The following is a 25,044-nucleotide window of genomic DNA, read 5'->3' on the forward strand; positions in this document are numbered from 1 at the left end:
ACAATGGCGCTAGGATGCCGCCGTACCGGGTTCTCAGGAGGGCGGGGCGGATGACCGAGGCGACAATGCGTGGCAGGCAGCCGAGCATGGCTGACGTGGCACGCGCCGCCGGTGTGTCGGCGCAGACGGTCTCGCGCACGCTGCGCGACTCGCCGAACGTCAACGCGGAGACCCGGCGTCGCGTGCTCAACGCGGTCGAGCAGCTCAAATACCGGTACAACGGCGCTCCCCGACTGCTGTCCTCGGGTCGGAGCTTCACGCTGGGCCTGGTCCTGCTGCAGGCCGGCGGCTACTACTCGCGCTCGGCGGTGACCGCCGGGGTGGAGGCGGCGGCAGGTCAGGCGGGTTACTCGGTGAGCATCGCGACCCTCGCCGAGCTGGACACCGCGTTGATGGAGAAATCCCTGCTCAAGCTCTCCGACCAGGGCGTCGACGGCATCATCATCGCGGTCCCCCTGATCTCCGTGACCCAGCGGATGGAGGACATCACGCGGGACATTCCCACCGTCACGGTGGACGGCTCGCGCACCACCGGGGCGCGGGTGCTGGGCATCGACCAGCACGAGGCGGGGCGCACGGCCACCCAGCACCTGCTGGACGCGGGGCACCGCCAGGTGTGGCACGTGGCCGGGCCGGACGAGTGGATCGAGGCACGGCAGCGTCGGCAGGGCTGGCAGGAGTGCCTGGCGGCCGCCGGGATCGACGCGCCACCAGCGCTGGAGGGCGACTGGTCGCCCGAGTCGGGCTACCGCCAGGGGCAGATCCTCGCGATGATTCCCGAGGTCACCGCCGTCTTCGTCGCCAGTGACGAGATGGCCTTCGGCGTGATCAAGGCGCTGCGGGAGCGCGGGCGGTCGGTGCCGCAGGACGTGTCGATCGTGAGCGTGGACGACATCGAGCTGGCCGCGTACTGCCACCCGCCGCTCACCACCGTTCGGCAGGACTTCTACCGCTCCGGGGCGGCCGCTGTCGCACTCCTGCTCGGCACCGATGAGGACGGCGAAACGCTGACGCCGGCGACCCTGATAGTCCGGGAGTCGACTGCGGCGCCGCGGGCCCGCTGATCGTCACGCCGTCGACACATCGTTCTTGACGGCTCATGTTACGGGTGCCACAGTAACAACGCGCGGCCCGCCCCAGTGATCTAGCGGCCCGCGCCCCCGTGCACGCCGATCACTCCCGCACCGATGTGCGCCCCGCCCCGGAGGACCACCCCCATGTTGAGAAAACCCATCGTCCTTGCTGTCGTCGCGACGACAGCGCTCAGCCTGATCGCGGGCTGTTCCGGAGGCGACGACAACGCCGACGGCAAGAAGACCCTGAAGGTCGCGGCCTTCGAGGGCGGCTACGGCCGGGACATGTACGTCCAGGTCGTCGAGGCGTACAAGGCCAAGCACCCCGATGTGGACGTGCAGCTGCAGCTCTCGAAGACGCTTGAGGACGAGATCAGCCCGAACATGAAGGCCGGCAAGTTCCCGGACGTCGTGGTGCTGCCCCAGGGCCGCAAGGCCGCGCTCGCCGAGACGCTGGTCAAGGACAAGGCGCTGGAGGACCTCACCGGCGTCCTGGACATGACCGTGCCGGGCGAGCAGACCACGGTGCGGGCCAAGCTCGCCGACGGGATCGTCGGCAACCTCAGCACGAACCCGTACAACGACGACAAGACCTACCTGATGCCGATGTACTACGCGCCGACCGGCCTGGTCTACAACAAGGGTCTCTTCGCGCAGAAGGGGTGGCAGGTCCCCACCAGCTGGGACGACATGTTCAAGCTCGGCGACACCGCCAAGGCCGAGGGCATCGCGCTGTTCACCTACCCGACCGCGGGCTACCTCGACTCGTTCTTCTTCGCGCTGCTCGCCGACGTGGGCGGTGACCAGTTCTACAAGGACGCAATGACCTACTCCGACGGCGTCTGGAAGACCGCCCAGGCCCGCCAGGCCCTGGACATCACCGCCAAGCTGCTGAGCTACGCGGCGAAGACCACTGTGGGGTACGCGAACGAGCAGGACTTCACCAAGAACCAGCAGTCGCTCCTCGACAACAAGACGCTGTTCATGCCGAACGGCACGTGGGTCGTCGGTGAGATGAAGGACGCGCCGCGCGCCAACGGGTTCGAGTGGGCGATGGCTCCGCTGCCGGCGGTCACCGCAGGTGGCAAGCGCTATCTGACCACGATCGTCGAGTCGGCCTGGGTTCCGAGCGGAGCCCAGAACAAGGACGCCGCGAAGGACTTCGTCGCGTACCTCTACTCCGACGAGGCCGCCGGCATCTTCGCCAAGTCCAACGCGATCCAGCCGGTCAAGGGCATCGCCTCGACGCTGCCCGCCGAGATCGCCCCGTTCTACCAGCTCTACGAGGACCCGACCGTCACCGCTCTGGTTGGTGGCTTCGCCAGCACCGCGCCGGTCGAGGGCGTGAACATCAAGGGCACGCTCTTCGACACCGCGAACAGCATCATCAGCGGCGACAAGACCGTCGACCAGTGGCAGACCGCGCTGAACGACGCCAGCGAGAAGCTGCGGCAAGCGGGCAAGTGACGCCCCGGCGGCAGCCCGGGACCGGGCTGCCGCCGATCCCCTCCCCCGCGAGAACCAAGGACTGGTCACGGTGACGACGACCCTCACTCCACCACCCACGGGCACCAGCAGGCGTACGCCCAGCAGGTCCCCGGCGTCAGCGCGTGGCTCCGCCGCACGCGGCCGGCGCGGCGACGGTCGGTTCGTCGCCGCCTGCCTGCTGCCGGCGCTGGCACTGTTCGCGCTGTTCATGATCTGGCCGACCGTCAGCGTGTTCCGGATGTCGCTCTACAGCTGGAGCGGCTTCTCGGCGCAGATGCGGTTCGTCGGCCTGGACAACTTCGCCAAGCTCGTCGACGACGAGCAGTTCCTGCGCGCGTTCCAGAACACTGTCGCGCTGCTCGTGGTCGTGACCGTGGTGACGATGGGGATGGGCCTGTTCCTCGCGGCCGTCATGACCCGGCAGAAGCTGCGCGGCCACACCTTCTACCGGTTCGTGCTCTACATCCCGAACGTGCTCTCGGTCGTGGTCATCGCGGCCATCTTCTCGGCCGTATACGACCAGGAGAACGGCCTGCTCAACGGCACACTCCGGCTGCTCTCGCTGGACGGACTGCAACAGGTCTGGCTGGGCGACCAGAAGGTGGTGCTCTATTCGGTCGCGACCGCGATGCTGTGGCAGTCGCTGGGCTACTACATGGTCATCTACATGTCGAGCATGGCGAGCATCCCGGAGGAGTTGTACGAGGCCTCCGCGCTCGACGGCGCCTCGGCCAGCCGGCAGTTCTTCGCCGTCACGCTGCCGCTGATCTGGCAGAACCTGCGCACGACGTTGACCTTCTTCATCCTCAGCGCGGTCAACCTCAGCTTCGTGCTGGTTCGCGCGATGACCGGCGGCGGCCCGGACGGCGCCTCCGAGGTGCTGCTCAGCTACATGTACAAGCAGGCGTACACGAACTCGGCCTACGGCTACGGCATGGCCATCGGCGTGGTGATCTTCGCTTTCTCGTTCCTCGTGTCGCTCCTGGTGAGCCGCGCGACCCGGCGTGAGCCCCTCCAGTTCTAGAGGACAGTCCCATGACCACGATCAACAAATCCGGTCCACGGCCCGGCCGTGGCCTCACCCACCTGCTCGTCGGCGGGATCACGCTGCTCATCGTGATCCCGGTCGCCTGGGTGCTGGTGGCCTCACTCAAACGCAAGAGCGAGTTCTTCGGCAGCCCCTGGACCCTGCCCGAGGGCCTGCACCTGCAGAACTACGTCGACGCGTTCGGCGGTGCGCAGATGGGCCGCTACTTCGCCACGTCGGTCCTGGTCACGCTCCTCGGCCTGGTCTTCGTGCTGGCTGTCTCGGTGCCGGCGGCGTACGTCGTCGCCCGGTACGAGTTCCGCGGCAAGGGCATCGTCGAGGTGGCACTGCTGGCTGGGCTGTTCGTCAACGTCAACTACATCGTCGTGCCGATCTTCCTGATGCTGGTCGACTGGGACCGCGCGCTGGTCGACGTGTTTCCGGACGGGTTCTTCCTCGACAACCCGGCGATGCTCTCGCTGGTCTACGCGGCGACCTCGATCCCGTTCACGATCTATCTGCTGACCGCGTACTTTCGCTCGATTCCAGCGGAGTTCGAGGAGGCGGCGCTGCTGGACGGCGCGTCCCGGTTCCGGATCATGACGCGGGTGATGCTGCCGATGGCCCGGCCGGCGGTCACCACGGTGATCCTGTTCAACTTCCTGGCGTACTGGAACGACTTCGTCATCGCGCTGACCCTGCTGCCCGGCGAGGGCAAGACGTTGCAGGTCGGCCTGCTCAACCTGATGGCCGCGCAGAAGGCGGCCGCGGACCCCGGGCGGCTCTACGCCGGCATGGTCATCGTCATCGTGCCGGTGCTGCTTCTGTACGCGCTGATCCAGCGTCGCCTGATCCAGGGCATGGCTGCCGGCGGCGTCAAGGGCTGAGGCCCGAGAAAGGGATGTCATGAAGGAATCCACGCGTGCCACTCTGCTCATCGTCGCCCGGCTGCTGATCGCGCTCGTCTGCGTCGTCACCGTGGTGGTCGTTCGACCCACGGTCGGATGGGGCAACCTCGCGATCATGCTCGTGGCGCTCGCCGTGCTGATCGGTCTTCTCGCGGACTACAACCGAAAGTTCCGGTGACCCGGACCGGCGCCGGCCGACGAGCCCGCGGTCCCCCGGGCCCGTCGCTGGCCTCACCCCCGGTCGTACGCGCAGGACAGCTCCAAGGAAGTGAACTGCTCCCCACCACCCCCATGGTTAGGACTTCCGATGCGTTTGTTCAGGTCCTCGTTGGTGGCTTTGACCACGCTAGCCACCGCGATACTCGTCGCCGCGCCCCCCGCCGCGGCAGCCGCAACGAACTACTACGTCGACTGCTCCGCGAGCACTTCGGGCAGCGGCACCCAGGCCAGTCCCTGGAACAGCTTCACGCCGGTGAACGCCAGGACGTTCGCCGCCGGAGATCAGATCCTGATCCGGCGAGGCACGACCTGCGCCAACCAGCAACTCTTCCCCAAGGGTTCCGGCGCGGCCGGCGCACCGATCATCATTGACGCGTACGGCAGCGGCGCCAAGCCGGTGCTGGCCGGCAACGGCGCCGTCATCGACGTGGTCAAGCTCTACAACCAGCAGTACTGGGAGATCCGCAACCTGGACATCTCCAACAAGGGGTCGGCGATCGCCACCCGCCGTGGCGTGCACATCATCCGCGAGAACTCCGGCACCGGCACCTACTACCGGGTGACCGGGCTCAGCGTCCACGACGTCAACGGCAACCAGACCAAGAAGGACGACGACGCCAGCGCCGGCATCTTCTTCGAGGTCCTCGGCTACACCACGCAGACGAAGTTCGACGACGTGTTGATCAACAACAACACGATCGCCACCGTCGACCGCTACGGCATCCACTTCTGGACCCGCTGGATGGTCCGACCCGAGCTGGCCAACCCGAACTGCGGCTCCACCTGCGGAAACTGGCTTCCGCAGACCCGGGTCGTCGTACGCGGCAACACGGTCACCGACATCGGCGGCGACGCCATCGACGTGCACCACACCCAGAGCGCCCTGGTCGAGAACAACCGGGTGGACGGCTTCCGGGTCCGCGAGCCAGCGCAGTGCGCCGCCGGCATCTGGGGCTGGAACATCAACGACGCCCTGTTCCAGTTCAACGAGGTCAGCGGTGGCCGGAGCACCTGTGACGGCCAGGGCCTCGACCTGGACGAGGGCAACATCCGCACCATCTACCAGTACAACTACAGCCACGACAACGAGGGCGGCTTCATCCTGCTGTGCAACGGCGGGGGTTCCACCACCAAGGACAACATCGTGCGCTACAACATCAGCCAGAACGACCGCGGCCAGATCTTCGACCTGGTCTGCGGGAAGCTCACCAACACGAAGATCTACAACAACGTCTTCTACGTGGGCGAGGCAGCCCAGATCATCAACAACGGCAACGGCTCAGCCGGCGCCAATGTCGAGTTCTACAACAACATCTTCTACGTGACCACGACCCAGGCCAGCTACAACGCCGGCGCTCTGCTGTTCGACTCGAACGTGTTCTACGGCCAGCACCCGGCCGGCGAGCCCGCCGACTCGAACAAGATCACCGCGGATCCGCTGTTCGTCGCGCCGGGCACCGCCACCTCGATCAGTGACGCCGGTGGCTACCGGCTGCGCACCGGCTCACCGGCACTGGCGAGTGGCCAGGTCATGACCGCCCCGGGCAGCCGCGACTACTTCGGTGGCGCCGTCACCCAGGGATGCCGTCCCGACCGGGGCGCGCACCAGCTGAGCACGGTCTGCGTGCCCAGCGCCGGCGTCATCCCCCGCACCGGCTGGTCGCTGAAGTACACGGACAGCCAGGAGACCGCCGCCGAGAACGGGGCGGCCACCAACGCCTTCGACGGCAACCTCAGCACGATCTGGCACACCAGGTACACCGGCGGCAACGCCCCGATGCCCCACGAGATCCAGATCAATCTCGGTGCGAGCTACTCCGTCTCCGGAATCCGCTACCTGCCCCGGCAGGACAGCGGTGGCGGCGCCGCCAACGGGCGCATCGGCCAGTACGAGGTCTACGTCAGCACTGACGGCGTCAACTGGGGAACGGCCGTGGCCACCGGCACCTTCGCCAACAACGCCAGCCAGAAGGAGGTCCGGTTCACCGCCAAGACCGGGCAGTACCTGCGGCTGCGCGCCCTGAGCGAGGTCAACGGCAACCCGTGGACCACCGCCGCGGAGATCTACGCCCTCAACTGACCGGGCACAAACACCAGGGAGCCTCCGGCATCGCGCCGGAGGCTCCCTCACGAGTACATCAGGTGCAGCGTCATCCCGGCTTCGGCGTGCGCCAGGTTGTGGCAGTGGTTGGCCCACGTGCCGGGGTTGTCGGCCCGGAACGCCACCTCCCACACGTCGCCGGGGCGTACGTCGAAGGAGTCCAACCACAACGGGCTGCCCGTCGCCCGCCGGTCGTTGCGGGACAGCACCAGGACGTGATGGCCGTGCAGATGCCACGGGTGCACGATCTGGGACCGGTTGACGATCGTGAACTTCACGGCGTCACCGAGGCGTACGACCTGCGGTGGGATGTCCGGGTCGGCCGCGCCGTTGACGGTGTGGGCGTATCGCGGGAGCAGTCCCCGCAGGTCCAGGCCGCGGTCGAGAACGAGGGTGAACTCCCTGTCGAACCGGGACCACGGCACCGCGGAAGCGCCGCCGTAGGTGAGCGGATCCAACACCGGCCAGGCGGTGGTGGCCGCCGAGACCGGTCCGGTCGAGTAGACGGCCCGGCCATCGACGAACAGGGCGACCGGCGTGGCGGGCGCGGTGAACACCAGGTCGTAGCGTCCCCCGGCCGGGATCGACACGGCGGTGTCCACGAGCGGGGTCGGGCCGTGCAGGTCGGATCCGTCGATCGCGGCGACCCGGAACGGGGTGCCGGCCAACGCGTACCGGTGCGTCGTGCTGTCGGTGTTGATCAGCCTCAGCCGCACGGGCACCCCCGCCTCCACCGGCTCGGTTCTCGGCTCGGGCAGCGCGACACCGGCCAGGGTGTGCACCGGCACTGTGACGTCGACGCCGGTCACCGCCGTCGGGCGCACCACCAGGACACCGTAGAGGCCCATCCGCACGCCGACGTCGGAGACCGAATGCGTGTGGTACCAGTACGTGCCGACCTGGTCGGCACGGAACCGGTAGACGAACTCCTGCCCGGGCCGGACCGCCGCCTGGGTCACTCCGGGCACCCCGTCCTGGCTGTTCGGCACGTCGTACCCGTGCCAGTGCAGGGTGACGCCCTTGGCGATGTCCCGGTTGCGCAAGGTCACCTCGATGACGTCGCCGACGGTGGCCGTCAGCTCCGGCCCGGGGACCTGCGCGTTGAACGCCCACGCCGCGACGTCCCGGCCGCCCGCCCGCACCGTGGCGGTCGCGGCCGTCAGGGTGAACCGCCTGGTCGGTTCGCCGACGGTCCGCGCATCCCCGTATTCATGATCGTGGGGTACGCCGGGCGCTGCGGTCGGGGCGACGACCAGCCCGGTTCCGGTGACCAGCGCCGCGATCGCCACCCCGAGGGCCGCCCGGGACACCGTCCGGGACGGGCGCGCGCCGAGGGCGAGCCACGAGACCGCCGTTGCCGCCAGCACCCCGGCGACCGCCAGCAGTCCCACACCCGCCGACGCCGGATAGCCGTGCAGCAGCGTCACGAGCAGGGCGCTGCTCTGCGCGTACCCGGCGAAGAGGAGCGGGACCGCGACGGACCGGATGTCACCCGCGGCCCGCAGCAGCCGCGGCCCGGCGACGGCGACCGCCGCGAGCGACAGTGGGGCGGCGATGAGGACCTTCTCCGCCGCGAACCACCAGCCGGTCCGGGCGAGCGCGGTGATCGTGACCGCGCGGGCGAGCGTGGCGAGCAGCGCGAAGGCCGCCAGCCCCAGCGCGAGCGGGCGACGCCGAGCGGCGGACGCCGCGCCACCGCCCAGCCATCCGCCGGCCGCCAAAACCGCGATCACGAGGTCGGCCGCGAGCAGCGAGCCGGTGGTCATGCCGGCTCCCCCTCGAGAGCCGTCACGGGTGCGGCGTCGACCGGTTCCGGTCGGTCCAGCTGTCGCGCTGCCCTCAACACGCCGACCACGACGTGCACAGCGATGATTCCGTTGACCGCGTGCAGCCCGGCGATGGTCAGGCCGAGCGGCGTGCTGGCGCCGGCGGCGTCGGTGGACGCGTTCGCGAGCATGGCGATGAGCGCCTGCACGACGACGAGCCCGACAGGCAGGACCGCCAGTCCGATGATCCGGCCCGGCGCCTTCGCCAGCGCGGCGAACAGGGCGGTGAGCACTGTGAGAACGGGGATGACCGCCATGCCGTTGACGCTGTGCAGGGCGTACGCGCCGTCGCCGGCGGGCTTCGTGAACCCGCCCACGGCGGCGAAGACGAACTGCAGGGCGAACGAGACGAGCAACAGGATGCTGACGATGACGAATGCCTTGCGCATGGTGAGCTCCTAGAGGTGTGCCGAGGTCAGGGCCCGGGCGACGTGATCGGTGGCCGTGATCGCCCCGTACGCGACGAGCCGCACGAGGTCGGCGTCGGCGGGATGGGAGAGCCGCCAGAGGGCCACGTCGCCCACGCTGATCGCGCTGGGTGCGAACGCCGCCAGCAACGCGATCCGGGTCCCGACGCGGTCCGTTCCGGGTACGTCCCGGACCAGGTCGACGGCCCAGTCCGAGGGTCGGGCGGGGTAGCGGCCGTCCTCCCAGCGCACGGTTGCCGTGACGGTCTGGCGCGCCACGTCGCCCAGCAGGTCCCCGCACTGGACGGCGGCGTTCCTCAGGGCCGCGTACGCGACGCCGACCGGGCTCTCCCCCGCCCAGGCCGGTGGTTCCGTCATACCGGCGTCGAGCAGCGGGAGGCTGCGGCCGGGTTGCCTCGGTTCCCGGGCCGTCCTGGCGTAGAGCCGGCCCCCGACCGACCGCACCACTGAGGAGCGTTGCAGGCCGCCGGGCAGCAGATCGGGGTCGAGCAGCGCCGAGACGACCCGGTTGATGAAGTGGAAGACGAGCAGGGTGCCGGTGACCTCGGGGCCGTACCGACTGGTCCAGCCGGCGGCCATCGGGCTGCGGCTCGCCTCCGCCCAGGCGGCGAGCTCGGCGTGCCTCGGCTCGGACGGCGTCCCGCCACGGGCAATGACCTCGGCCACCTCGTGCTCACCCAGCGCGTGCAGCAGCATGACGTGGGCGTCGACGCAGAACCGGCAGCGGTTGGCCCGGGACACCGCCGACGCGACGATCTCGCGGTCGACCCGGGACCCGTCCCCGGCGAGCAGGGCCTCACGCATCAGCGACCAGGTCGCGGCCAGCACCTCCGGCACGGCCGCGAGCGCCTGGAAGGTGGGTGCCGGCCCGAGGAACTCGTCTCTCAGCTGCCGGTAGACCTCGCCGGTCAGACCGGTCGCCGTACTCGCTGGAGCGGGGGTGAAGAAGCGGTATGTCATGGGTTCGATGCTTGACCTGAGGGGTCGGAAAAGCGTCGTGCCACCGCAGGCACTTGGCTGGCCGCCGATACCGCGTCCGCAGTACGCCCACCTACCGCAGGCGGTGGATGCTCGCTGGTGGCGGCCCGTTCTACAGTGCGAGCATGCGTCGCGACCTGCCGTACGCCCTCAGCGGCCTCGCCCTCGGTGGCCTCCTGCTCGGCAATGCCGCGCTCGCGCCGGACGCCGCTCCGGTGCGGGTGGTCGACGTCTTGCTGGTCCTGGTCATGGCGGCGGGCCTGGCGGTATGCCGGCGTCGCCCGGTGGTGGCGTTGGGCGTGGTGACCGCCGCCATGCTGGCCCTGCACGTCCGGGTGCACCCTGGGGTGTCCGCGGCGTTCCCCGTCCTCGGCGTGGCGTACGTCGCCGCCTGGCGGGGGCACCGATCGGCCACCGCTTCGGCCAGTCTGGTCTTCCTCGGCGGCTTCCTGGCCCGCGACATCTCGGTCGCGCCCGCCGACCGGCCCGGGCAGCTGATCGTCGAGCGGACCGCCCTCCTGCTGGGCTGGTTTGTGGCGGCCAACGTCGCCGGGCTCGTCGCCCGGCAGCGTCGGGCGTACCTGGAACAGGTCGAACAACGGGCGATCGAGGCCGAACGCACCCGCGAGGAGATGGCGTTGCGTCGTGCCGGGGAGGAGCGCCTGCGCATCGCCCGGGATCTGCACGACTCGCTGACCCACAGCATCTCCGTGATCAAGGTCCAGGCCGGGATCGCCGTGCACCTGGCCCGCAAGCACGGCGAGGAACCGTCGGCCACGTTGCTGGCGATCCAGGAGGCCAGCGGCGCCGCGATGCGGGAACTGCGCACGACGCTCGACGTTCTCCGCTCCCCCACCGACGGAGACCCCGTCGGACTGGCCCGGGTGGACGAGCTTGCCGAGCGGACCCGGGCGGCCGGCGTACCGGTGCAGGTGACCGTCACCGGTCGGCCCCGGGACTTACCCGCCGAGGTCGACCAGGCCGGGTACCGCGTCGTCCAGGAGGCCCTGACCAACGTGGCCCGCCACGCCGGTCCCGCCACCGCGCAGATCCACGTCGAGTACGCCCCGGCGCAGCTGACCGTCTCGGTCGCCGACGACGGCCAGGCGTCGCCGGACCGGACGACGACACCCGGCGTGGGCCTGCGCGGCATGCGGGAACGGGTGACCGGGCTGGGCGGCACCCTGCGGGCCGCCGCCCGCGACGACCACGGATTCACGGTACGGGCGACGTTCCCCCTGGACGGCCCACCATGATTCGAGTCCTGCTCGTCGACGACCAGGCTCTGATGCGGGCCGGATTCCGGGCACTACTCGACGCCGAGGACGACCTGGAGGTGGTCGGCGAGGCCACCGACGGCACATCGGCCGTCCAACTGTCGCGACGCCTACGGCCGGACGTCGTGCTCATGGACGTGCAGATGCCGGGGCTCGACGGTATCGAGGCCACCCGGCGCATCGCCGCTGATCCCGACCTCGCCGCGGTCCGCGTCCTCATCCTCACCAACTACGGGCTCGACTCCTACGTGTTCGCCGCACTCCGCGCCGGCGCCAGCGGTTTCCTCCTGAAGGACGCCGACCCCGCCGACCTGTTGCAGGCCGTTGCCGTCGTGGCTCGCGGCGACGCGCTACTCGCCCCGGCCGTCACACGTACGCTCATCAGCGAGTTCGTGGCCGGCCCACCGCCGGCCGAGTCAGCGGCCGGACGCGAGGTGCTGACCGCGCGCGAACAGGAGATCGTCGAACTCGTCGCCCGAGGGCTGGGTAACGACGAGATCGCCCTGCGAATGGTGATCAGTCCGTTGACGGCGAAGACGCACGTCAACCGGGCGATGGCGAAGCTGCACTGCCGCGACCGCGCCCAGCTGGTCGTGTGGGCGTACGAGTCGGGGCTGATCACACCGCGTCGCCGGTGATCACCGGTCCGGTGGCGCAGACCATGGTCGCAAGCCCGCTGCCGCCCGGCCTGCCACCAGCGGGGCCAGCGCCTCAGCCCGCGGCGGGTCGGGCGCGAACGTGCAACCGCTCCCCCTGCGGCCCGAAGAGACTGAGGGCCTCGGCCGTGCCGGGGCCGGGGTTGAGGACGAGGTGCGGGACCCGGGTGTCGAACTCGGCCACCTCGCCCGGGGTCAGCATCAGGTCACGGTCGCCGAGCAGCAGGCGCAGTCGGCCGGACAGCACGTACAGCCACTCGTACCCCTCGTGGGCCTGCGGGGTTCGCTCCCCGGCGGACGGATCCGGCGGGAAGATCTGTTTGAACGCCTGCAGGCCGCCCGGTCGGCGGGTCAACGGCAGGAACGTGATGCCGTGGATGACGATCGGTTTGGGGCGTACGCGAGGGTCGCCGGTGGCCGGGGCGTCGACCAGTTCGTCCAGCGCCACCTGGTAGGCGCGGGCCAGCGGGAGCAGCAGCTCCAGGGTGGGCCGGCGGCTGCCGGATTCCAGCCGGGACAGGGTGCTCACCGAGATGCCGGTGAGGTCGGCGAGCTGGGTCAGCGTGATCGCGCGTTGGTTGCGCAGGGCACGCAGCCGGGGGCCGACAGCCGCCAGCGCGGCGGAGTCCTCGTTTGCCATAACGGCAAGGATAGTTGCCACCTGGCCGGGGGCGACGCATGGTGGGCTCAGCCGACAGAGTCAGAGGGAGATACCGGTGGAAGAGACATACGACGTGGTGGTGGTGGGCGGCGGCGCCGCTGGGCTCAGCGGAGCCCTGGCGCTGAGCCGGGCCCGCCGGTCGGTGCTGGTGATCGACTCCGGTGAGCCGCGCAACGCGCCGGCCGACCGGGTGCACAACTACCTGGGCCGGGAGGGGACGCCGCCGGGCGAGCTGCTCGAGGTCGGGCGGGCCGAGGTCGCCGGGTACGGCGGGCAGTTCCACACCGGGCGGGTGGAGGAGGTGACCCGCGACGACGACGGGTTCCGGCTCGGCCTCGACGGCGGGGGTTCGGTGCGCGCCCGTCGGCTGTTGGTGACCACCGGGCTGACCGACGAACTGCCCGACGTGCCCGGTCTGGCCCAGCGGTGGGGACGCGACGTGCTGCACTGCCCGTACTGCCACGGCTGGGAGGTCCGCGACCGGCGGATCGGCATCCTGGCGACCGGACCGTTCGCCGTGCACCAGGCCGAGATGTGGCGACAGTGGAGTGCCAACGTGCTGCTCCTGCTGCACGACGTCCCCGCACCGGACGCGGAGGCCGCCGAGCGGCTCGCCGCCCGGGGCATCGCGGTGGTCCCGGGCCCGATCGCCGAGATCGAGGTGACCGGGGACGCGCTGACCGGCGTACGGCTGGCCGACGGTCGGGTGGTGGCGCTCGACGCGGTGGTGGTCGCGACGCGGCTGACCCCCCGCTCCGGCCTGCTGGTGGGGCTGGGCCTGGCCCCGGAGGAGGTGACGATGGGCGAGCACGTCATCGGCGCCCAGATCCCCGCCGATCCCACCGGCGCGACGAGCGTCCCGGGCGTCTGGGTGGCGGGCAACGTGGCCGACATCCGTGGCCAGGTGATCACGTCCGCCGCGGCCGGCCTCACCGCCGGCGCGGCGATCAACGCCGACCTGATCGCCGAGGAGACCCGGGCTGCGGTCACCGCGTACCGCCAGGTGGTGGCCAGCGCGTTCGAGGAACCGGCGTGGGAGGAGCGCTACCAGTCCCGGCCGTCGGTTTGGAGTGGTCGGCCGAACCCGCAGTTGGTCGCCGAGGTCGCGGACCTGCGCCCGGGGCGCGCGCTGGACGTGGGCAGCGGGGAGGGCGCCGACGCGGTGTGGCTGGCCGAGCGCGGCTGGCAGGTCACGGCGGTGGACATCTCCACCACCGCACTGGACCGGGCCGCCGCGCACGCCGACACCGCCGGCGTCGGTGCTCGGATCGACTTCACGCACGCAGACCTGCGCGACAAGCCCCCCGCCGAGGAGGCGTACGACCTGGTGTCGGCGCAGTTCATGCACCTGCCGCCGGTGCAGCGACAGGAATTGTTCGCCCGGTTGGCCGCGGCGGTGGCGCCGGGCGGAGTTCTGCTGATCGTCGGGCACCACCCGTCGGATCTGTGGACGACGGCACGCCGGATGCACATGCCGGACATGATGTTCACCGCCGAGGACGTGGCCGCCACCCTGGACCCGTCTGACTGGGAGGTGCTGACAGCCGAGGCCCGCCCCCGCGCAGCCACCGACGAGAACGGCCAGCAGATAACAATCCACGACGCGGTGCTCGTAGCGCGCCGCCGCTAGACCGCAGTCGACGCGCGCGAAGCCCACTCCGTCGATCATGGAGTTGTGGTGCCGGAATGGTGCTGGTCCACGACCTTTGTCACCCACCACAACTCCATGATCGACGCGGGCGGGAGGTGAGCGGGGCGTGGGCGGGGGGCCGGCGGGCACTGAGACGTGAGAGGGGGTGGGGCGGGACTTCGCATGAGGTCGGCTCGGCGGTAGCGTTGCGCCACACTGACGGCCCGCGGGGCAGGCGACCGCCGACCCTCACGCCCCCCGATCGTACGGAGGATGGTGCATGTCCATTGGCGCTGAGCCGCGCGCAGGACGCGACGATGCGGCCTCGCGGCCACACTTCGAGCTCACCCTGCGCGGCTACGACAAACGCCAGGTGGACCGACACCTGGAGCAGCTCGACGGTCAGATCGCGATGCTCAGTGGGGAGCATGGGCGTTCCGCCGTTCGGGTCCGTGAACTGACCGCCGAGGTGCAGCGACTGCGTACCGAACTGGCCGACCTTCAGGAGCAACCGGTGCAGGTGGACCGCGCGACGATCCACGATCTGGGGCCGATGGTCGCCGAGATCATGACGCTCGCCGACAAGCAGGCCGCCATGATCATCGAGTCGGCGACCGACCGGGCGAACGAGCTGCGCAGCGAGTCGGAGCGCATCCTCGCCGACACCCGTGAGCGGGCCGCGCAGGCACGCCAGGACCTGGCCGAGGAGTTGGCGACCCGGCGTACCGAGCAGGAGCAGGCGCACGAGGAGCGGCGCACCCTGGCCGAGGCCGAGCTGACCGCGATCCGCGAGCACGCGGAGCAGCTGCGCGCCGACGGTGAGGCCGCCCACGAGCGCGCCCAGCACGAGGCGAAGCGGATCACCGAACAGAGCGCGCAGCAGCTCAACCAGACGCGGGTCGCCGCCGACGCGTTGATGAAGTCGGCGCGCACCCAGATCCAGCAGGAACTCCAGTCGGCCCGCGCGAAGAACCAGCAGGAGATGGCCCAGTGGCAGGCCAACGTGGAGCGCGAGGTCAACGAGCGACGGACCGCCGCGGAGCGGGACATCGCCGAGCAGCAGGCCGCCGCTGAGCAGGAGCTCGCCGAGCAGAGCAACGCGACCGAGCAGCAGATCGCCGCGCTGCTGGCCGAAGCGCAGCAGCACGTGACCGAGCTGCGCAACCGCGCCGACGAGCAGGCCGCCAGCCACCAGCAGCAGCTCACCGCCCTCCAGCAGGAGATCGAGGAGCGTCAGCAGGAGGCCGCCGCGCTGCACACCGAGCTGGAGACCGGCAGTCAGCAGCTCGCCGAGATCCGCGAGGAGGGCGAGACGCTGGAGAACGAGCTGTCGAGGATGCAGCAGCGGCTCAGTGAGGTCCGCCGGGACCTCACCGCCGAGAGCGCCCGGCTGGAGGAGGCCCGACGGGCCGGCGACTCCGCCGAACGGCACGCCAAGGAGGTCCGCGCCCGGGTGCAGCGGGAGGCGAAGCGGGTGGCCGACCTCGCCGCCGCAGCGGTGATGGCCGCGGCCGCCGGGGGTACGGAGACCGCCGAGTACCCGATGGTGGGGTCCCGTTCCGGTTTCGATCGCCCCAGCGCCGACCGCTCCCCCGCCGATCGGGTCGCTGAGGTGCGCAACGAAAGCGACCGGCCTGGTGACGACGAGTCCGCCGCCGATCAGTCCGGGAGTGAGCAGTCCGACGCCGAGCGCTCGCATCGGCCGACCAACCTCGACGAGTCGGTGAACACGCCCACCGACCGCCCGGCGGACGCGCCCACGGACGATGTCGAGCGGATCTTCACCCGGCCCGACGCCCCGACGCCCGTCCCGTTCCTGGCCTTCGGGCAGCCGGTCAGCGAGAACGGCGCCGCCCGGCACTGATGACGGTGACGGTTGTCCCGGGCCCCTGCGATCCCGCACGGCCCGGGACGACCTCGACGGCGGTCGACCCGGGGGGATTCTGGGCCGAACCGGGCCGGCATCTTCCGTGCAGCTGGCAGGCTGGGCTGGCCGCCGCGCACCAGCGGTGGCCGCCGGCCCGCCGGCGACCGAGAGGAGCACCCGGTGACCGACCGACCGGAGGAGTTCGACCTGCTCGTCGTGGGCGGCGGCAAGGCCGGGAAGACGTTGAGCATGGACGTCGCCCGATCCGGACAGCGGGTCGCCATGGTCGAACGCGGCATGATCGGCGGCAGCTGCATCAACGTCGCGTGCATCCCCACGAAGGCGCTGGTGACCAGCGCACGGGCGGCGCGCCTGCTGCGTGACGCGTCCGCGCTCGGCCTGGTGGTGGACGGCGGCGGGGTCGACGTGGACCTGTTGCGCGCGCACAAACAGGACGTCGTCGAGGGGATGGTCGCCGCCAACCGGCAGCAGTTCCTCGACTCCGGTCTGCACCTGGTGATCGGTGAGGCGAGGTTCGTCGGCCCCCGGACCGTACGGGTGTCGCTCGCCGACGGCGGTGAGCGGCTGTTGCGCGGCGACGACGTGGTGATCAACACGGGTACGCGTCCGCATCTGCCCTCGGTGCCCGGGATGGCCGAGGCCGGGGTGCTGACCAGCGACAGCCTGCTGCACCTGGACCGGCTGCCGGGCCGGCTGGTGGTGCTCGGCGGCGGCACCGTCGGGGTGGAGTTCGCGCAGATGTTCGCCTCGTTCGGCAGCGCGGTGACGCTGATCGAGGGCGGCCCGCGACTGCTCACCCGCGAGGACCCAGACGTGAGTGACGCGGTGATGCGCGTCTTCGTCGACGACGGCATCGACGTACGGGTGGGCGTCGCGGTCGCCCGGGTCGACCGTGACGTCGACGGCACGGTCCGGGTGACGCTGGACGACGGCAGCCTGGTGACCGGGGACGACGTGCTGGTGGCGGCCGGCCGGGCACCGGTCACCGACGGGCTCGGCCTGGACGCCGCCGGCGTACGCCTCAGCGAACGGGGCTTCGTGGAGGTCGACGAGCACCTGCGCACCAGCGCCGAGCGGACCTGGGCGGCCGGAGACGTCGCCGGCAGCCCGCAGTTCACCCACGTCTCGCTGGATGACTACCGGATCATCCGGGCGAACCTCGCTGGTGGACAGCGCAGCACCGCCGACCGGTTGATCCCGTACACCGTCTTCACCACCCCGGAGCTGGCCCGGGTAGGGCTCACCGAGACTGAGGCGCGCCGCGCCGGGTACGACGTCCAGGTCGCCCACCTGCCGGTCGCCGCCATCCCCCGGGCGCGCACCCTGCGCCAGACCAAGGGCATGTGGAAGGCGGTCATCGACGCCAGCACCGACCGGATCCTCGGCGCGGCGCTGCTCGGCGCCGAAGCCGGTGAGGTGATCACCTCGGTGCAGTTGGCCATGCTCGCCGGGATGCCGTGGACCGCTCTGCGCGACGCGGTCATCACCCACCCGACCATGACCGAGGGTCTCAACCTGCTCTTCGCCTCGTTGCAGCCCAGCCCGGTCCGCTGACCGTCTTCACGTTGGCGGCCGGTCCGGCTACACGGCGATCTCGTCGCGTACCCGTTGTTGGAAGGCTCGGGCCCGCGCCCCGGTGGGCGGCGGCCCGCCGTGCCGCGCGGCGATCGCCTGGCCGATCACCTCGGCCCGGTCACCGGCGTCGACCAGTCGTTGGCCGGCCGCCACCTTCGCGAGCCAGACGCCGTCGCGGTATCGCACCAGCGACCGGCACGCGCCGAGCACCGCGTCCTCCGTGCCGGGCGCGGGCTGGTCCCCCGGTGGTGTCGGCAGGGCCAGCCACCAGGACAGCGCCTCGATGAGCAGTCGACGTAGGTCGGCCGGGGTGAGGTCGGCGAAAACCTCCCCCGCTGGCGGCCCGAGCAGCGGCAGCCCACTCTGGTGCAGGATGCTGCGGTCCAGCCCGTACCAGAAGCGGCCGTCGGCGGCGGGCCGGTCGGCCGGGTCGAGGGTGCACCGGAAGGGCATGCCGGCACCGGTGTTGATTTCGAGCTCGAAACCGGGTTCCGGGGTGCCCGAGGCGGCCACTGCCCGGTCGTAGGCGACCAGCTCCAGCCCTCGCGCCGGGCAGGGCAGCGCCTCGTGCCGCAGCCGCGCCACCAGCGCCCGTTTGGCGGTGTCGGTGAGCGGACCGGCGCTGACCAGCGCCACGTCCACGTCACTGCGGCCGGCCTGGTACGCGCCGAGCCCCACCGAGCCGGCCGCGTACGCGCCGACCAGGTCGGCCCCGAGGACGTCGCGGGCGGCGGCGACCAGGTCATCGAGGTAGCGCTGAAGATCGGAGTCCACGGGCCATCATGACGCACGGGTCGCAACCAGGCGGGGCTACCCCGCGTAGAGCAGCAGCAGACCGGCGACGGTGTACGCGACCATGAGCGCCAGCAGCGGCAGCTGGCCGGCCACCGGCCGGGCCCGGGGGAACAGGTACAGGGCGCGGTCGTGGGCGAGCAGCGTGCCGAGCAGGTGCCCGAGGATGATGACGGTGATCTGGAGGGTGGCCACCCCGGACGGCGTGACCAGCCCGGTGTGCGGCTCCCAGCCGGCGGTGCCGAGCCAGTTGGCACCGGTGCCCAGCGGGTCGGAGAGCAGCGCGACGGTGCGCTGGCCCTCCAGGATCAGCAGCGAGTAGTAGTGCGCCACCACGTAACCCACCGCGATCGGCACGATCGAGTGGGCGATCTCGCCCGGCACGCCCCGGGCAGCGGTCGGGTCGGAGCGGCCGATGCGCGCGGCGGCTCCGGTGGCGGCGAGGTACGCCACCGCCACGGCGGCGACGACCAGGGTCAGCCCGGCGCTGCCGGTGACCGCCGGGTGCAGGCCGTTCTCCTGGCTGAACCGCAGCCAGCCGGGCGCGTTGGAGAGACTGTCGTACATGGTGGAGCCGAGCAGCACGGTCACCACGGCGACGAGGCCGGGGCGGGGCCGCAGCCCGGCGATCCCGTCGAGCGGGTTGCGCCACACCAGCACGCCGTCGGCTGCCCGGCCGACCGGGGCGAGCTGACCGATCAGGGCGCTGTACGTCTCGAACGGGTCGGCGTGGTCGAACCAGCCGGCGCCGAACACCGTCGCGCCAGCCAGCATGACCACCGCGTACGCGGCGAGCCAGGCGGTGATGACCGGCAGGGTGGCGCGGTCGGGTGCGACCAGTTCCAGCCAGACGAAGCCGAACAGGGTCGCGGCGGCCGGCCACCACCCGACGCCGGCCGGCAGTTCGCGGAGCCCTCGGCGCGGGTCGCGCCGCGCGGCCAGCGCCGCCAGCAGGTGAACGGTGCGCAGCGGGTTGACCGCTCGCCAGACCGGGCCGAGCAGCAGCGACAGCGGCGCCAGCCCGACCCAGAGCAGCACGTAGAGCGCGCCGGCCGTCGGGTTGTCCGCCGTGTCCGGCCCGCCCAGCAGACCCAGGCAGAACCAGGCGGCTGCGAGCAGGCCGAGCACCCGCAGCACCCACCGGAAGGTGGGCGCGTCGACGAGTCGGGCGAGCCATCCCGGCACCGGTCGGCCCCCGGTCGCGTCCCGGTCGAGTCGCGGCTCACGCCAGAGCAGGCCCAGGGCGAGGAACGTGACGACGAGGGTCAGCGCGCCGGCGACGACGAGCTGCGACAGCGTGATCGGCAGGTCCTGGCGACCACCGACGCCGTGTGCCAGCAGCGTGGGAGCGGCGGTCATGTCGCTCAGCGGACGACGAGCTGGAACAGCACCAGCTCGGTCTCGTGCGTCTCCACCTCGAACAGCCCGGTCTTGTCGGCCCGGAACTCCACCAACCCGGGGGTGCCGGCCGGCAGTCGAGCGCCCAGGTCGTAACCGTGCACGTGCAGTTCGTCGGACACGTCGGAGGTGACAGTGATCCGAACCAGCTCGCCCTTACCCACGGTGATTCGTCCGGTGGGCGGATCGACCCGCCGCTTCGCGATCGTCACGGTGATCTGCCGGTCCACGGCCGGGGTGCTGGCGGCGGCGCTCGGGGTGGCGCCGGCCGTCGGGGTCGGCGCGGTGGTGGCGCTCGGCGGCGCGGCGGACGTCGGTGCCGCCGAGGGGGTGGCGACGGAGGGATCGTCGTCCTGGCCGCACCCGACGAGGAGCAGGGCGGTGAGGGCGGCGGCGAGCGCGGCGGTAGTGCGGCCGGCGGGGGTACGGACGGACACGGGCGGACTCCGAACGACGCGAGGGGACGGGTGTCGGGTTGATCGTCGGGGATGAGAACTGTACGTCTTGTTCGGCGGCGGGGATATGACCATGATGAACCAATGCGATCGAGGCTCGTCACTATGCGTCACATCCTGAGCCGCACCCTGGCGGCCCTGGCCGCGACGGTGGTGGTGTCGCTGGTGCTGCCGGTCGCACCGGCGTCCGCGCACGGTCAGTTGGCGACCAGCACCCCGCTGACCGGCACCGTCGTGCGCGAGCCGCTGACACAGTTGGGGTTGTACTTCACCGAGAAACCGGCCTCCAACGCCCACTTCACCGTCACCGGGCCGGACGGGTCGCGAGTGGACAATGGTTGGTCGTTCGGCGAGCCGAAGCGCCTGGACAAGCCGGTCCAGGAGTACTTCATGGTCAACGGTGTGTTCGAGCCGCGGCTCTACCACACCGGCTTCCCGGCCATGGTGACCGTCGCCCACTGGCCGGCGAAGGGTCGCTACACCGCCAGCTATCTCTCTGTCGCCTCGGACGGTGAGGCGGTGCGGGGCAACGTCACCTTCGACTACCAGGGGCCGAGTACGCCAGCGCCAGCCGGTTGGGTGGTGCCCACGGCGGGGCCGGACGCGACACTGCTCGCCCAGGCCGAGGGCGAGGGGTCGGCGAGCCCTGGGGCGACCGGCGGCCCGGCGGACGCCACCGGCGTCCCGGCGAGCGATCCGGCTGGCGCCACGGAAGAGCGGCGGGGCGGCGGGTTCCCGCCCTGGTTGGTCCCGGCCCTGATCGTCGTCGTGGTGTCCGCGATCGTGCTGGTGGCGGCTCGCCGTCGGCCCGCCGCACGGGGAGGCGCCGCCGCGACCCGCCGACCGGTTAGCAGGGCGGGCAAGACGGCCAACGCGGGGAAGGCGGCGAACACGCCTCACAAGCCCGGCAACCGGGCTGGTGGCCGGGCCCGAGGCGGACGGCGATAGGCCGCCAAAACCCGCATACCTGCGCGTACCACCGCGAACTTTCGCACGGACACGAGGAACTTTTGATGCATCGAGGCGAAGCCATGGACACTCCAATCGAAACACCTTAATGTCTCGATCCATCCACCCGGTGTTTCCGCAACGTCACTCGTCGGCGTCGAGGACGTTACGGACCCGGGCCGACGGCCATCCTCACCGCTGCTCCGCGCCGGCCGTCGGACACTCCACCGCCTCTTGGAGGAACGATGGGCACACGCCTGCTACGCCGACTCCACAAACCCGCACTGGGTGCGCTGGCACTCGTCCTCACCGCCGGCCTCTGGGCCGCTCCGGCCACCGCCGCCCCCGCGCAGGAACCGGGTGTCACGCTGCGCGTCTTCGACGTGCAGGTGCCGCTGTCCACGCTCTGCACACTCAAACCCGCGCAGACCCCGAACGTGGACAAGCTGATGTCCACAATCAACTGGACCTCGGCGGCCGACTTCGGCTTCGAGGACAACTTCGTCTCGCAGGTGCTCGGCAACATCACCACCACCCAGGCCGGCAGCTACACGTTCCGGCTCAGCAGCGACGACGGGTCCAAGCTGGCGATCGACAACACCGTGGTGATCGACCACGACGGGTTGCACGGAGCGACCCCACCCAAGGAGGGCACCGTCACCCTCACCGCCGGGCTGCACCCGCTGCGCATCGACCACTTCGAGCGTGGCGGCGGGCAGCAGATCACCCTGGAGTGGAAGACGCCCGGTTCGTCGTCCTTCGTGGTCGTACCGAACTCGGCGCTGAGCACCGACGCCGGCGTCGTCCGGGTGACCGCACCGGGCCGCAAGGAGTGCGAGGGCATCGCCGACACTCCCGGCGACGGCCTGCCGCTGACCGGGGTGCACCCGGGCTACACGCTGACCAACCTGCGGCCCAGCGGCTTCCAGCCGAAGGTCACCGGGATGGACTGGTTGGCCGACGGGCGGCTGGTCGTCTCCACCTGGGGCGGCAGCGACCAGTCCGGCACGTCCCAGGACGGTGAGGTCTGGATCCTCGGTAACACCGGCGGCGCGACCACTCCGGGCGCCGTGACCACCAAGAAGATCGCCGGCGGGCTGAAGGAGCCGATGGGACTGAAGATCGTCGACGGGGTGGTCTACGTCTCGGAGAAGCAGCGGCTGACCCGGCTGGTCAACACCGGCGGCGACGAGGTGGCCGAGCGCCTGGAGACCGTCGCCACCTGGCCGTACGGGGGCAACTTCCACGAGTTCGCGTTCGGCCTGCTCTACCAGGACGGGTTCTTCTACCTGAACCTGTCGGTGTCGATCAACTCCGGCGGCGCCACCACCAACCCGCAGCCCGCCGCCAACCGGGGCAGCACCCTCAAAATCAACAAGGACACCGGCGCGGTCAGCTACGTCGCCGGCGGCCTGCGTACCCCGCACGGTATCGGCTGGGGCCCGGAGGGCGGCATCTTCGTCACCGACAACCAGGGCGGCTGGCTGCCCTCGTCGAAGCTGGTGCACGTCAAGCAGGGGCGGTTCTTCAACCACTACACGAACCCGGCTGGCCCGTTCGACACCAACCCGGTCACCCCGCCGGTGCTCTGGATGCCACAGAACGAGATCGCCAACTCGCCCAGCACCCCGCTGTACCTGACCACCGGCCGCTACGCTGGCCAGTTCGTCATCGGCGACGTGACGTACGGCGGCCTGCAACGGGCGAATGTGGAGAAGATCAACGGCGAATACCAGGGCGCCCTCTTCCGGCTCACCCAGGGCCTGGAGGCGGGCGTCTCCGAGGTGAACGTCGGCCCGGACGGCGCGATCTACGTCGGCGGGCTCGGCGCGGGCGGCAACTGGGGCCAGACCGGGAAGCTGTCGTACGGCCTGCAGAAGCTCACCCCGAACACCGCCACCACGTTCGAGATGCTCGCCATGCGCGCCACCACGACCGGCTTCGAGGTCGAGTACACCCAGCCCGTGTCGACGGCGACCGCCACCGACCTGGCCGCGCGGTACAAGCTCAAGCAGTGGAGGTACGTGGCGACCTCGAACTACGGCGGTCCGAAGATCGACGAGGAGACGCTGACCGTCACCTCGGCCACCCTCTCGTCGGACGGCAAGAAGGTCAGCCTCACGGTGCCCGGACGCAAGGCCGGCAGGGTGGTGCACCTGCGGTCACCGCGCCCGTTCACCTCCACCAGCGGGCAGTCACTGTGGAGCACCGAGGCGTGGTACACGCTCAACTCGATCCCCGGCAGTCCCCCGCCGCCGACCGGTGGGACCATCACCGGCGTCGGTGGCAAGTGCCTGGACGTCGACAACGCGGGCACCGCCGACGGCACGAAGATCCAGCTCTGGACCTGCAACGGCACCACCGCGCAGTCGTGGACGAAGGTCGGCGACACGTACCGGGTGCTGGGCAAGTGCCTGGACGTGGACAACGGCGGCACCGCCAACGGCACGAAGGTGCAGCTCTGGACCTGCAACGGCACCGCCGCGCAGGTCTGGCAGCCGCAGTCCGACGGGTCGATCCGCAACCCGCAGTCCGGCAAGGTCCTGGAGGCCGCCGGCGGTAGCAGCGCCGACCGCACCCAGATCCAGCTCGGCACGTACGCGGGCGGCGCCCACCAGAAGTGGGTGGTCAGTGCCGGGGTAACGGGCTGACGTCGGGCGAGGGGCGTGGTCCGACCTCCGGTCGGGCCGCGCCCGAACCGTGTGGCGCAGGGTCACCGGCGCGCCGGCCGTACGGCGCCAGCGCGGCGGTGAGGCTGCCGTCGGTCAGGGACCGTGCGGCAGCGGCTGCGCCAGCGCGCGGAGATCCGAGGGAAGCTGGGCCAGGGCGTCCTCGAACTCCCGGTGCCCGACCACCCGGTGCATCGTCTGAAGAACCGCCCGAGTGCCCCGCTCTGCGGTTGGACGGTCGATTCCGGCGCGGTCGGCGACCCGGCGGAGGAACTCGTCGTAGCCGAACGCCTCCGGCGGCTCGGCGGCCTTGACCAGCAACGGGCTCAGCTCGTCAGCCAGATGAGGGGCCAACGCGCCCGCCTCACCGCCGCTGAGCCGCTCGGTGAGGGTCCGCAGAACGGCCTCGGTCAGTGGGCGCGCCTGCTCCGGCGGGACGCCCGCCCGTGCCGCGACCTTGTCGACGAACCCCAGCTCGGCCATTCCCCCGCCCTTCGTCTCGGAGATGCGTGGCTACCCGGGCCCGTCGACGGCAAACCCGGCGGGCGCAGCCGGACGGGTCTGATGGTTGCTCCGCGCGGCGCAGTCGGAGTCTCGTACGGTGAGGTCGGACCGGGAACCCGACGGCTGCCCGACGGCGGCCCGTGCCGCAGGAGGAGCAGATGGCCGTCGACCTACCCGACGTGATCGACCGGTACTTCCGGGCCGTCAACGACCGGGACCTGGACGCCTTCGTCGCCTGCTTCGCGGACACCGCGAGCGTCGCCGACGAGGACCGGCTGTACGACGGACGGGCCTCCATCCGGGCGTGGCGGCAGAAGACGATGGATGCCCACTCCTACACGGCCGAGCCAGTACGTGTCACACCACAGGCCGGCGACTCGTACCTGGCTCTCACCCGGGTCTCCGGCGACTTCCCCGGCAGCCCGGTCGAGCTGCGGTACCGGTTCACGCTGCGCGACAACCTGATCGGCGCCCTGGACATCCGCCCGTAGCAGCGGTCGCTGCTCGGCGCCGACGCGGCCCCCTGACCGCCCGGTGCCGGAT

The 25,044-nt window shown here is 71.0% G+C and carries 22 protein-coding genes; 14 read left to right on the forward strand and 8 right to left on the reverse strand.

Annotation, left to right across the window (positions count from 1 at the left end; translation table 11 throughout):
- Positions 1-86: 86 nt before the first annotated feature.
- From KBX46_RS01460 to KBX46_RS01485, 6 genes are all read left to right on the forward strand, one after another.
- Positions 87-1,064, forward strand: coding sequence for a LacI family DNA-binding transcriptional regulator (locus KBX46_RS01460; RefSeq protein ID WP_231927417.1), 978 nt, complete (start codon positions 87-89; stop codon positions 1,062-1,064).
- A 153-nt stretch (positions 1,065-1,217) separates the two neighbouring features.
- Positions 1,218-2,540, forward strand: a complete 1,323-nt coding sequence (locus tag KBX46_RS01465) for a carbohydrate ABC transporter substrate-binding protein (RefSeq protein ID WP_088948545.1) — start codon at positions 1,218-1,220, stop codon at positions 2,538-2,540.
- Positions 2,541-2,610: 70 nt separating this feature from the next.
- The gene (locus KBX46_RS01470; RefSeq protein WP_307871320.1) at positions 2,611-3,585 is read left to right on the forward strand and encodes a sugar ABC transporter permease; all 975 of its coding nucleotides are present in this window, start codon (positions 2,611-2,613) and stop codon (positions 3,583-3,585) included.
- Positions 3,586-3,596: 11 nt separating this feature from the next.
- Positions 3,597-4,475, forward strand: a complete 879-nt coding sequence (locus tag KBX46_RS01475) for a carbohydrate ABC transporter permease (RefSeq protein WP_088948546.1) — start codon at positions 3,597-3,599, stop codon at positions 4,473-4,475.
- 19 nt (positions 4,476-4,494) lie between these two features.
- On the forward strand, positions 4,495-4,674 hold the full coding sequence (locus tag KBX46_RS01480) for a hypothetical protein (RefSeq protein ID WP_099854229.1): 180 nt from the start codon (positions 4,495-4,497) through the stop codon (positions 4,672-4,674).
- Between the two features lie 153 nt (positions 4,675-4,827).
- Positions 4,828-6,795 carry a discoidin domain-containing protein gene (locus KBX46_RS01485; protein WP_210789945.1) on the forward strand — a complete coding sequence of 656 codons (1,968 nt, stop codon included), beginning with the start codon at positions 4,828-4,830 and terminating at the stop codon, positions 6,793-6,795.
- Positions 6,796-6,842: 47 nt separating this feature from the next.
- On the opposite strand, the gene KBX46_RS01490 is transcribed toward KBX46_RS01485, so the two are convergent.
- Genes KBX46_RS01490 through KBX46_RS01500 form a run of 3 tightly spaced genes read right to left on the reverse strand, consistent with a single transcriptional unit; the run spans position 6,843 to position 10,030 of the window.
- The gene (locus KBX46_RS01490; protein ID WP_210789947.1) at positions 6,843-8,582 is read right to left on the reverse strand and encodes a multicopper oxidase family protein; all 1,740 of its coding nucleotides are present in this window, start codon (positions 8,580-8,582) and stop codon (positions 6,843-6,845) included.
- Positions 8,579-9,031: a DUF6220 domain-containing protein gene (locus KBX46_RS01495; protein ID WP_210789948.1), complete on the reverse strand. Its 453-nt coding sequence runs from the start codon at positions 9,029-9,031 to the stop codon at positions 8,579-8,581. The genes KBX46_RS01490 and KBX46_RS01495 overlap by 4 nt, the downstream gene beginning before the upstream one ends.
- A 9-nt stretch (positions 9,032-9,040) precedes the next feature.
- Positions 9,041-10,030 carry a carboxymuconolactone decarboxylase family protein gene (locus KBX46_RS01500; RefSeq protein WP_210789950.1) on the reverse strand — a complete coding sequence of 330 codons (990 nt, stop codon included), beginning with the start codon at positions 10,028-10,030 and terminating at the stop codon, positions 9,041-9,043.
- A 143-nt stretch (positions 10,031-10,173) separates the two neighbouring features.
- Between KBX46_RS01500 and KBX46_RS01505 the strand changes: the two genes are divergently transcribed.
- The gene (locus KBX46_RS01505; RefSeq protein ID WP_210789952.1) at positions 10,174-11,304 is read left to right on the forward strand and encodes a sensor histidine kinase; all 1,131 of its coding nucleotides are present in this window, start codon (positions 10,174-10,176) and stop codon (positions 11,302-11,304) included.
- The gene (locus KBX46_RS01510) at positions 11,301-11,963 is read left to right on the forward strand and encodes a response regulator transcription factor (protein WP_210789955.1); all 663 of its coding nucleotides are present in this window, start codon (positions 11,301-11,303) and stop codon (positions 11,961-11,963) included. Before KBX46_RS01505 ends, KBX46_RS01510 begins: the two co-directional genes overlap by 4 nt.
- A 73-nt stretch (positions 11,964-12,036) precedes the next feature.
- Here KBX46_RS01510 and KBX46_RS01515 read toward each other — a convergent pair whose 3' ends face one another.
- Complete coding sequence (locus KBX46_RS01515; protein ID WP_141909729.1) at positions 12,037-12,621, reverse strand: helix-turn-helix domain-containing protein; 585 nt, start codon at positions 12,619-12,621, stop codon at positions 12,037-12,039.
- Between the two features lie 70 nt (positions 12,622-12,691).
- On the opposite strand from KBX46_RS01515, the gene KBX46_RS01520 reads away from it, so the two are divergent.
- The 3 genes from KBX46_RS01520 to KBX46_RS01530 all read left to right on the forward strand — a co-directional run bounded on the left by KBX46_RS01520 (position 12,692) and on the right by KBX46_RS01530 (position 17,714).
- Entirely contained in the window at positions 12,692-14,272 is a 1,581-nt protein-coding gene (locus KBX46_RS01520) for an FAD-dependent oxidoreductase (RefSeq protein ID WP_374224936.1), read from the forward strand.
- Between the two features lie 280 nt (positions 14,273-14,552).
- Positions 14,553-16,136 carry a DivIVA domain-containing protein gene (locus KBX46_RS01525; protein WP_210789961.1) on the forward strand — a complete coding sequence of 528 codons (1,584 nt, stop codon included), beginning with the start codon at positions 14,553-14,555 and terminating at the stop codon, positions 16,134-16,136.
- 183 nt (positions 16,137-16,319) lie between these two features.
- Positions 16,320-17,714 (forward strand): FAD-dependent oxidoreductase, encoded by a 1,395-nt coding sequence (locus KBX46_RS01530; protein WP_210789965.1) that lies wholly within the window; start codon positions 16,320-16,322, stop codon positions 17,712-17,714.
- A gap of 27 nt (positions 17,715-17,741) precedes the next feature.
- Here KBX46_RS01530 and KBX46_RS01535 read toward each other — a convergent pair whose 3' ends face one another.
- Genes KBX46_RS01535 through KBX46_RS32825 form a run of 3 tightly spaced genes read right to left on the reverse strand, consistent with a single transcriptional unit; the run spans position 17,742 to position 20,362 of the window.
- Positions 17,742-18,509: a nucleotidyltransferase domain-containing protein gene (locus KBX46_RS01535; protein ID WP_210789967.1), complete on the reverse strand. Its 768-nt coding sequence runs from the start codon at positions 18,507-18,509 to the stop codon at positions 17,742-17,744.
- A gap of 36 nt (positions 18,510-18,545) precedes the next feature.
- Positions 18,546-19,886, reverse strand: a complete 1,341-nt coding sequence (locus KBX46_RS01540) for a hypothetical protein (protein ID WP_210789971.1) — start codon at positions 19,884-19,886, stop codon at positions 18,546-18,548.
- A gap of 5 nt (positions 19,887-19,891) precedes the next feature.
- Complete coding sequence (locus KBX46_RS32825) at positions 19,892-20,362, reverse strand: hypothetical protein (protein WP_210789973.1); 471 nt, start codon at positions 20,360-20,362, stop codon at positions 19,892-19,894.
- A 123-nt stretch (positions 20,363-20,485) separates the two neighbouring features.
- Here KBX46_RS32825 and KBX46_RS01550 point away from each other — a divergent pair, with 123 nt between their 5' ends.
- A complete protein-coding gene (locus KBX46_RS01550; RefSeq protein ID WP_210789976.1) occupies positions 20,486-21,328 on the forward strand; it encodes a copper resistance protein CopC in 843 nt (280 codons plus the stop codon).
- 245 nt (positions 21,329-21,573) lie between these two features.
- Entirely contained in the window at positions 21,574-23,979 is a 2,406-nt protein-coding gene (locus KBX46_RS01555) for a ricin-type beta-trefoil lectin domain protein (protein WP_210789985.1), read from the forward strand.
- Between the two features lie 114 nt (positions 23,980-24,093).
- Here KBX46_RS01555 and KBX46_RS01560 read toward each other — a convergent pair whose 3' ends face one another.
- Positions 24,094-24,480: a DUF2267 domain-containing protein gene (locus tag KBX46_RS01560; protein ID WP_210789987.1), complete on the reverse strand. Its 387-nt coding sequence runs from the start codon at positions 24,478-24,480 to the stop codon at positions 24,094-24,096.
- A 179-nt stretch (positions 24,481-24,659) separates the two neighbouring features.
- Between KBX46_RS01560 and KBX46_RS01565 the strand changes: the two genes are divergently transcribed.
- Positions 24,660-24,992, forward strand: a complete 333-nt coding sequence (locus KBX46_RS01565) for a nuclear transport factor 2 family protein (protein ID WP_141909737.1) — start codon at positions 24,660-24,662, stop codon at positions 24,990-24,992.
- The last annotated feature ends 52 nt before the right edge of the window (positions 24,993-25,044 follow it).

The sequence above is a fragment of the Micromonospora sp. C81 genome, assembly GCF_018070425.1.
In the GTDB taxonomy this organism is placed as follows: Bacteria; Actinomycetota; Actinomycetes; order Mycobacteriales; family Micromonosporaceae; genus Micromonospora; species Micromonospora zamorensis.

What these genes read in the sequence shown, in the direction of transcription:
- KBX46_RS01460 (WP_231927417.1), top strand. Translation starts at nt 87, where the DNA reads ATGGCTGACGTGGCACGCGCCGCCGGTGTGTCGGCGCAGACGGTCTCG.
- KBX46_RS01465 (WP_088948545.1), top strand. Translation starts at nt 1,218, where the DNA reads ATGTTGAGAAAACCCATCGTCCTTGCTGTCGTCGCGACGACAGCGCTC.
- KBX46_RS01475 (WP_088948546.1), top strand. Translation starts at nt 3,597, where the DNA reads ATGACCACGATCAACAAATCCGGTCCACGGCCCGGCCGTGGCCTCACC.
- KBX46_RS01480 (WP_099854229.1), top strand. Translation starts at nt 4,495, where the DNA reads ATGAAGGAATCCACGCGTGCCACTCTGCTCATCGTCGCCCGGCTGCTG.
- KBX46_RS01490 (WP_210789947.1), bottom strand. Translation starts at nt 8,582, where the DNA reads ATGACCACCGGCTCGCTGCTCGCGGCCGACCTCGTGATCGCGGTTTTG.
- KBX46_RS01495 (WP_210789948.1), bottom strand. Translation starts at nt 9,031, where the DNA reads ATGCGCAAGGCATTCGTCATCGTCAGCATCCTGTTGCTCGTCTCGTTC.
- KBX46_RS01500 (WP_210789950.1), bottom strand. Translation starts at nt 10,030, where the DNA reads ATGACATACCGCTTCTTCACCCCCGCTCCAGCGAGTACGGCGACCGGT.
- KBX46_RS01505 (WP_210789952.1), top strand. Translation starts at nt 10,174, where the DNA reads ATGCGTCGCGACCTGCCGTACGCCCTCAGCGGCCTCGCCCTCGGTGGC.
- KBX46_RS01510 (WP_210789955.1), top strand. Translation starts at nt 11,301, where the DNA reads ATGATTCGAGTCCTGCTCGTCGACGACCAGGCTCTGATGCGGGCCGGA.
- KBX46_RS01515 (WP_141909729.1), bottom strand. Translation starts at nt 12,621, where the DNA reads ATGGCAAACGAGGACTCCGCCGCGCTGGCGGCTGTCGGCCCCCGGCTG.
- KBX46_RS01525 (WP_210789961.1), top strand. Translation starts at nt 14,553, where the DNA reads ATGTCCATTGGCGCTGAGCCGCGCGCAGGACGCGACGATGCGGCCTCG.
- KBX46_RS01540 (WP_210789971.1), bottom strand. Translation starts at nt 19,886, where the DNA reads ATGACCGCCGCTCCCACGCTGCTGGCACACGGCGTCGGTGGTCGCCAG.
- KBX46_RS01550 (WP_210789976.1), top strand. Translation starts at nt 20,486, where the DNA reads ATGCGTCACATCCTGAGCCGCACCCTGGCGGCCCTGGCCGCGACGGTG.
- KBX46_RS01555 (WP_210789985.1), top strand. Translation starts at nt 21,574, where the DNA reads ATGGGCACACGCCTGCTACGCCGACTCCACAAACCCGCACTGGGTGCG.
- KBX46_RS01560 (WP_210789987.1), bottom strand. Translation starts at nt 24,480, where the DNA reads ATGGCCGAGCTGGGGTTCGTCGACAAGGTCGCGGCACGGGCGGGCGTC.
- KBX46_RS01565 (WP_141909737.1), top strand. Translation starts at nt 24,660, where the DNA reads ATGGCCGTCGACCTACCCGACGTGATCGACCGGTACTTCCGGGCCGTC.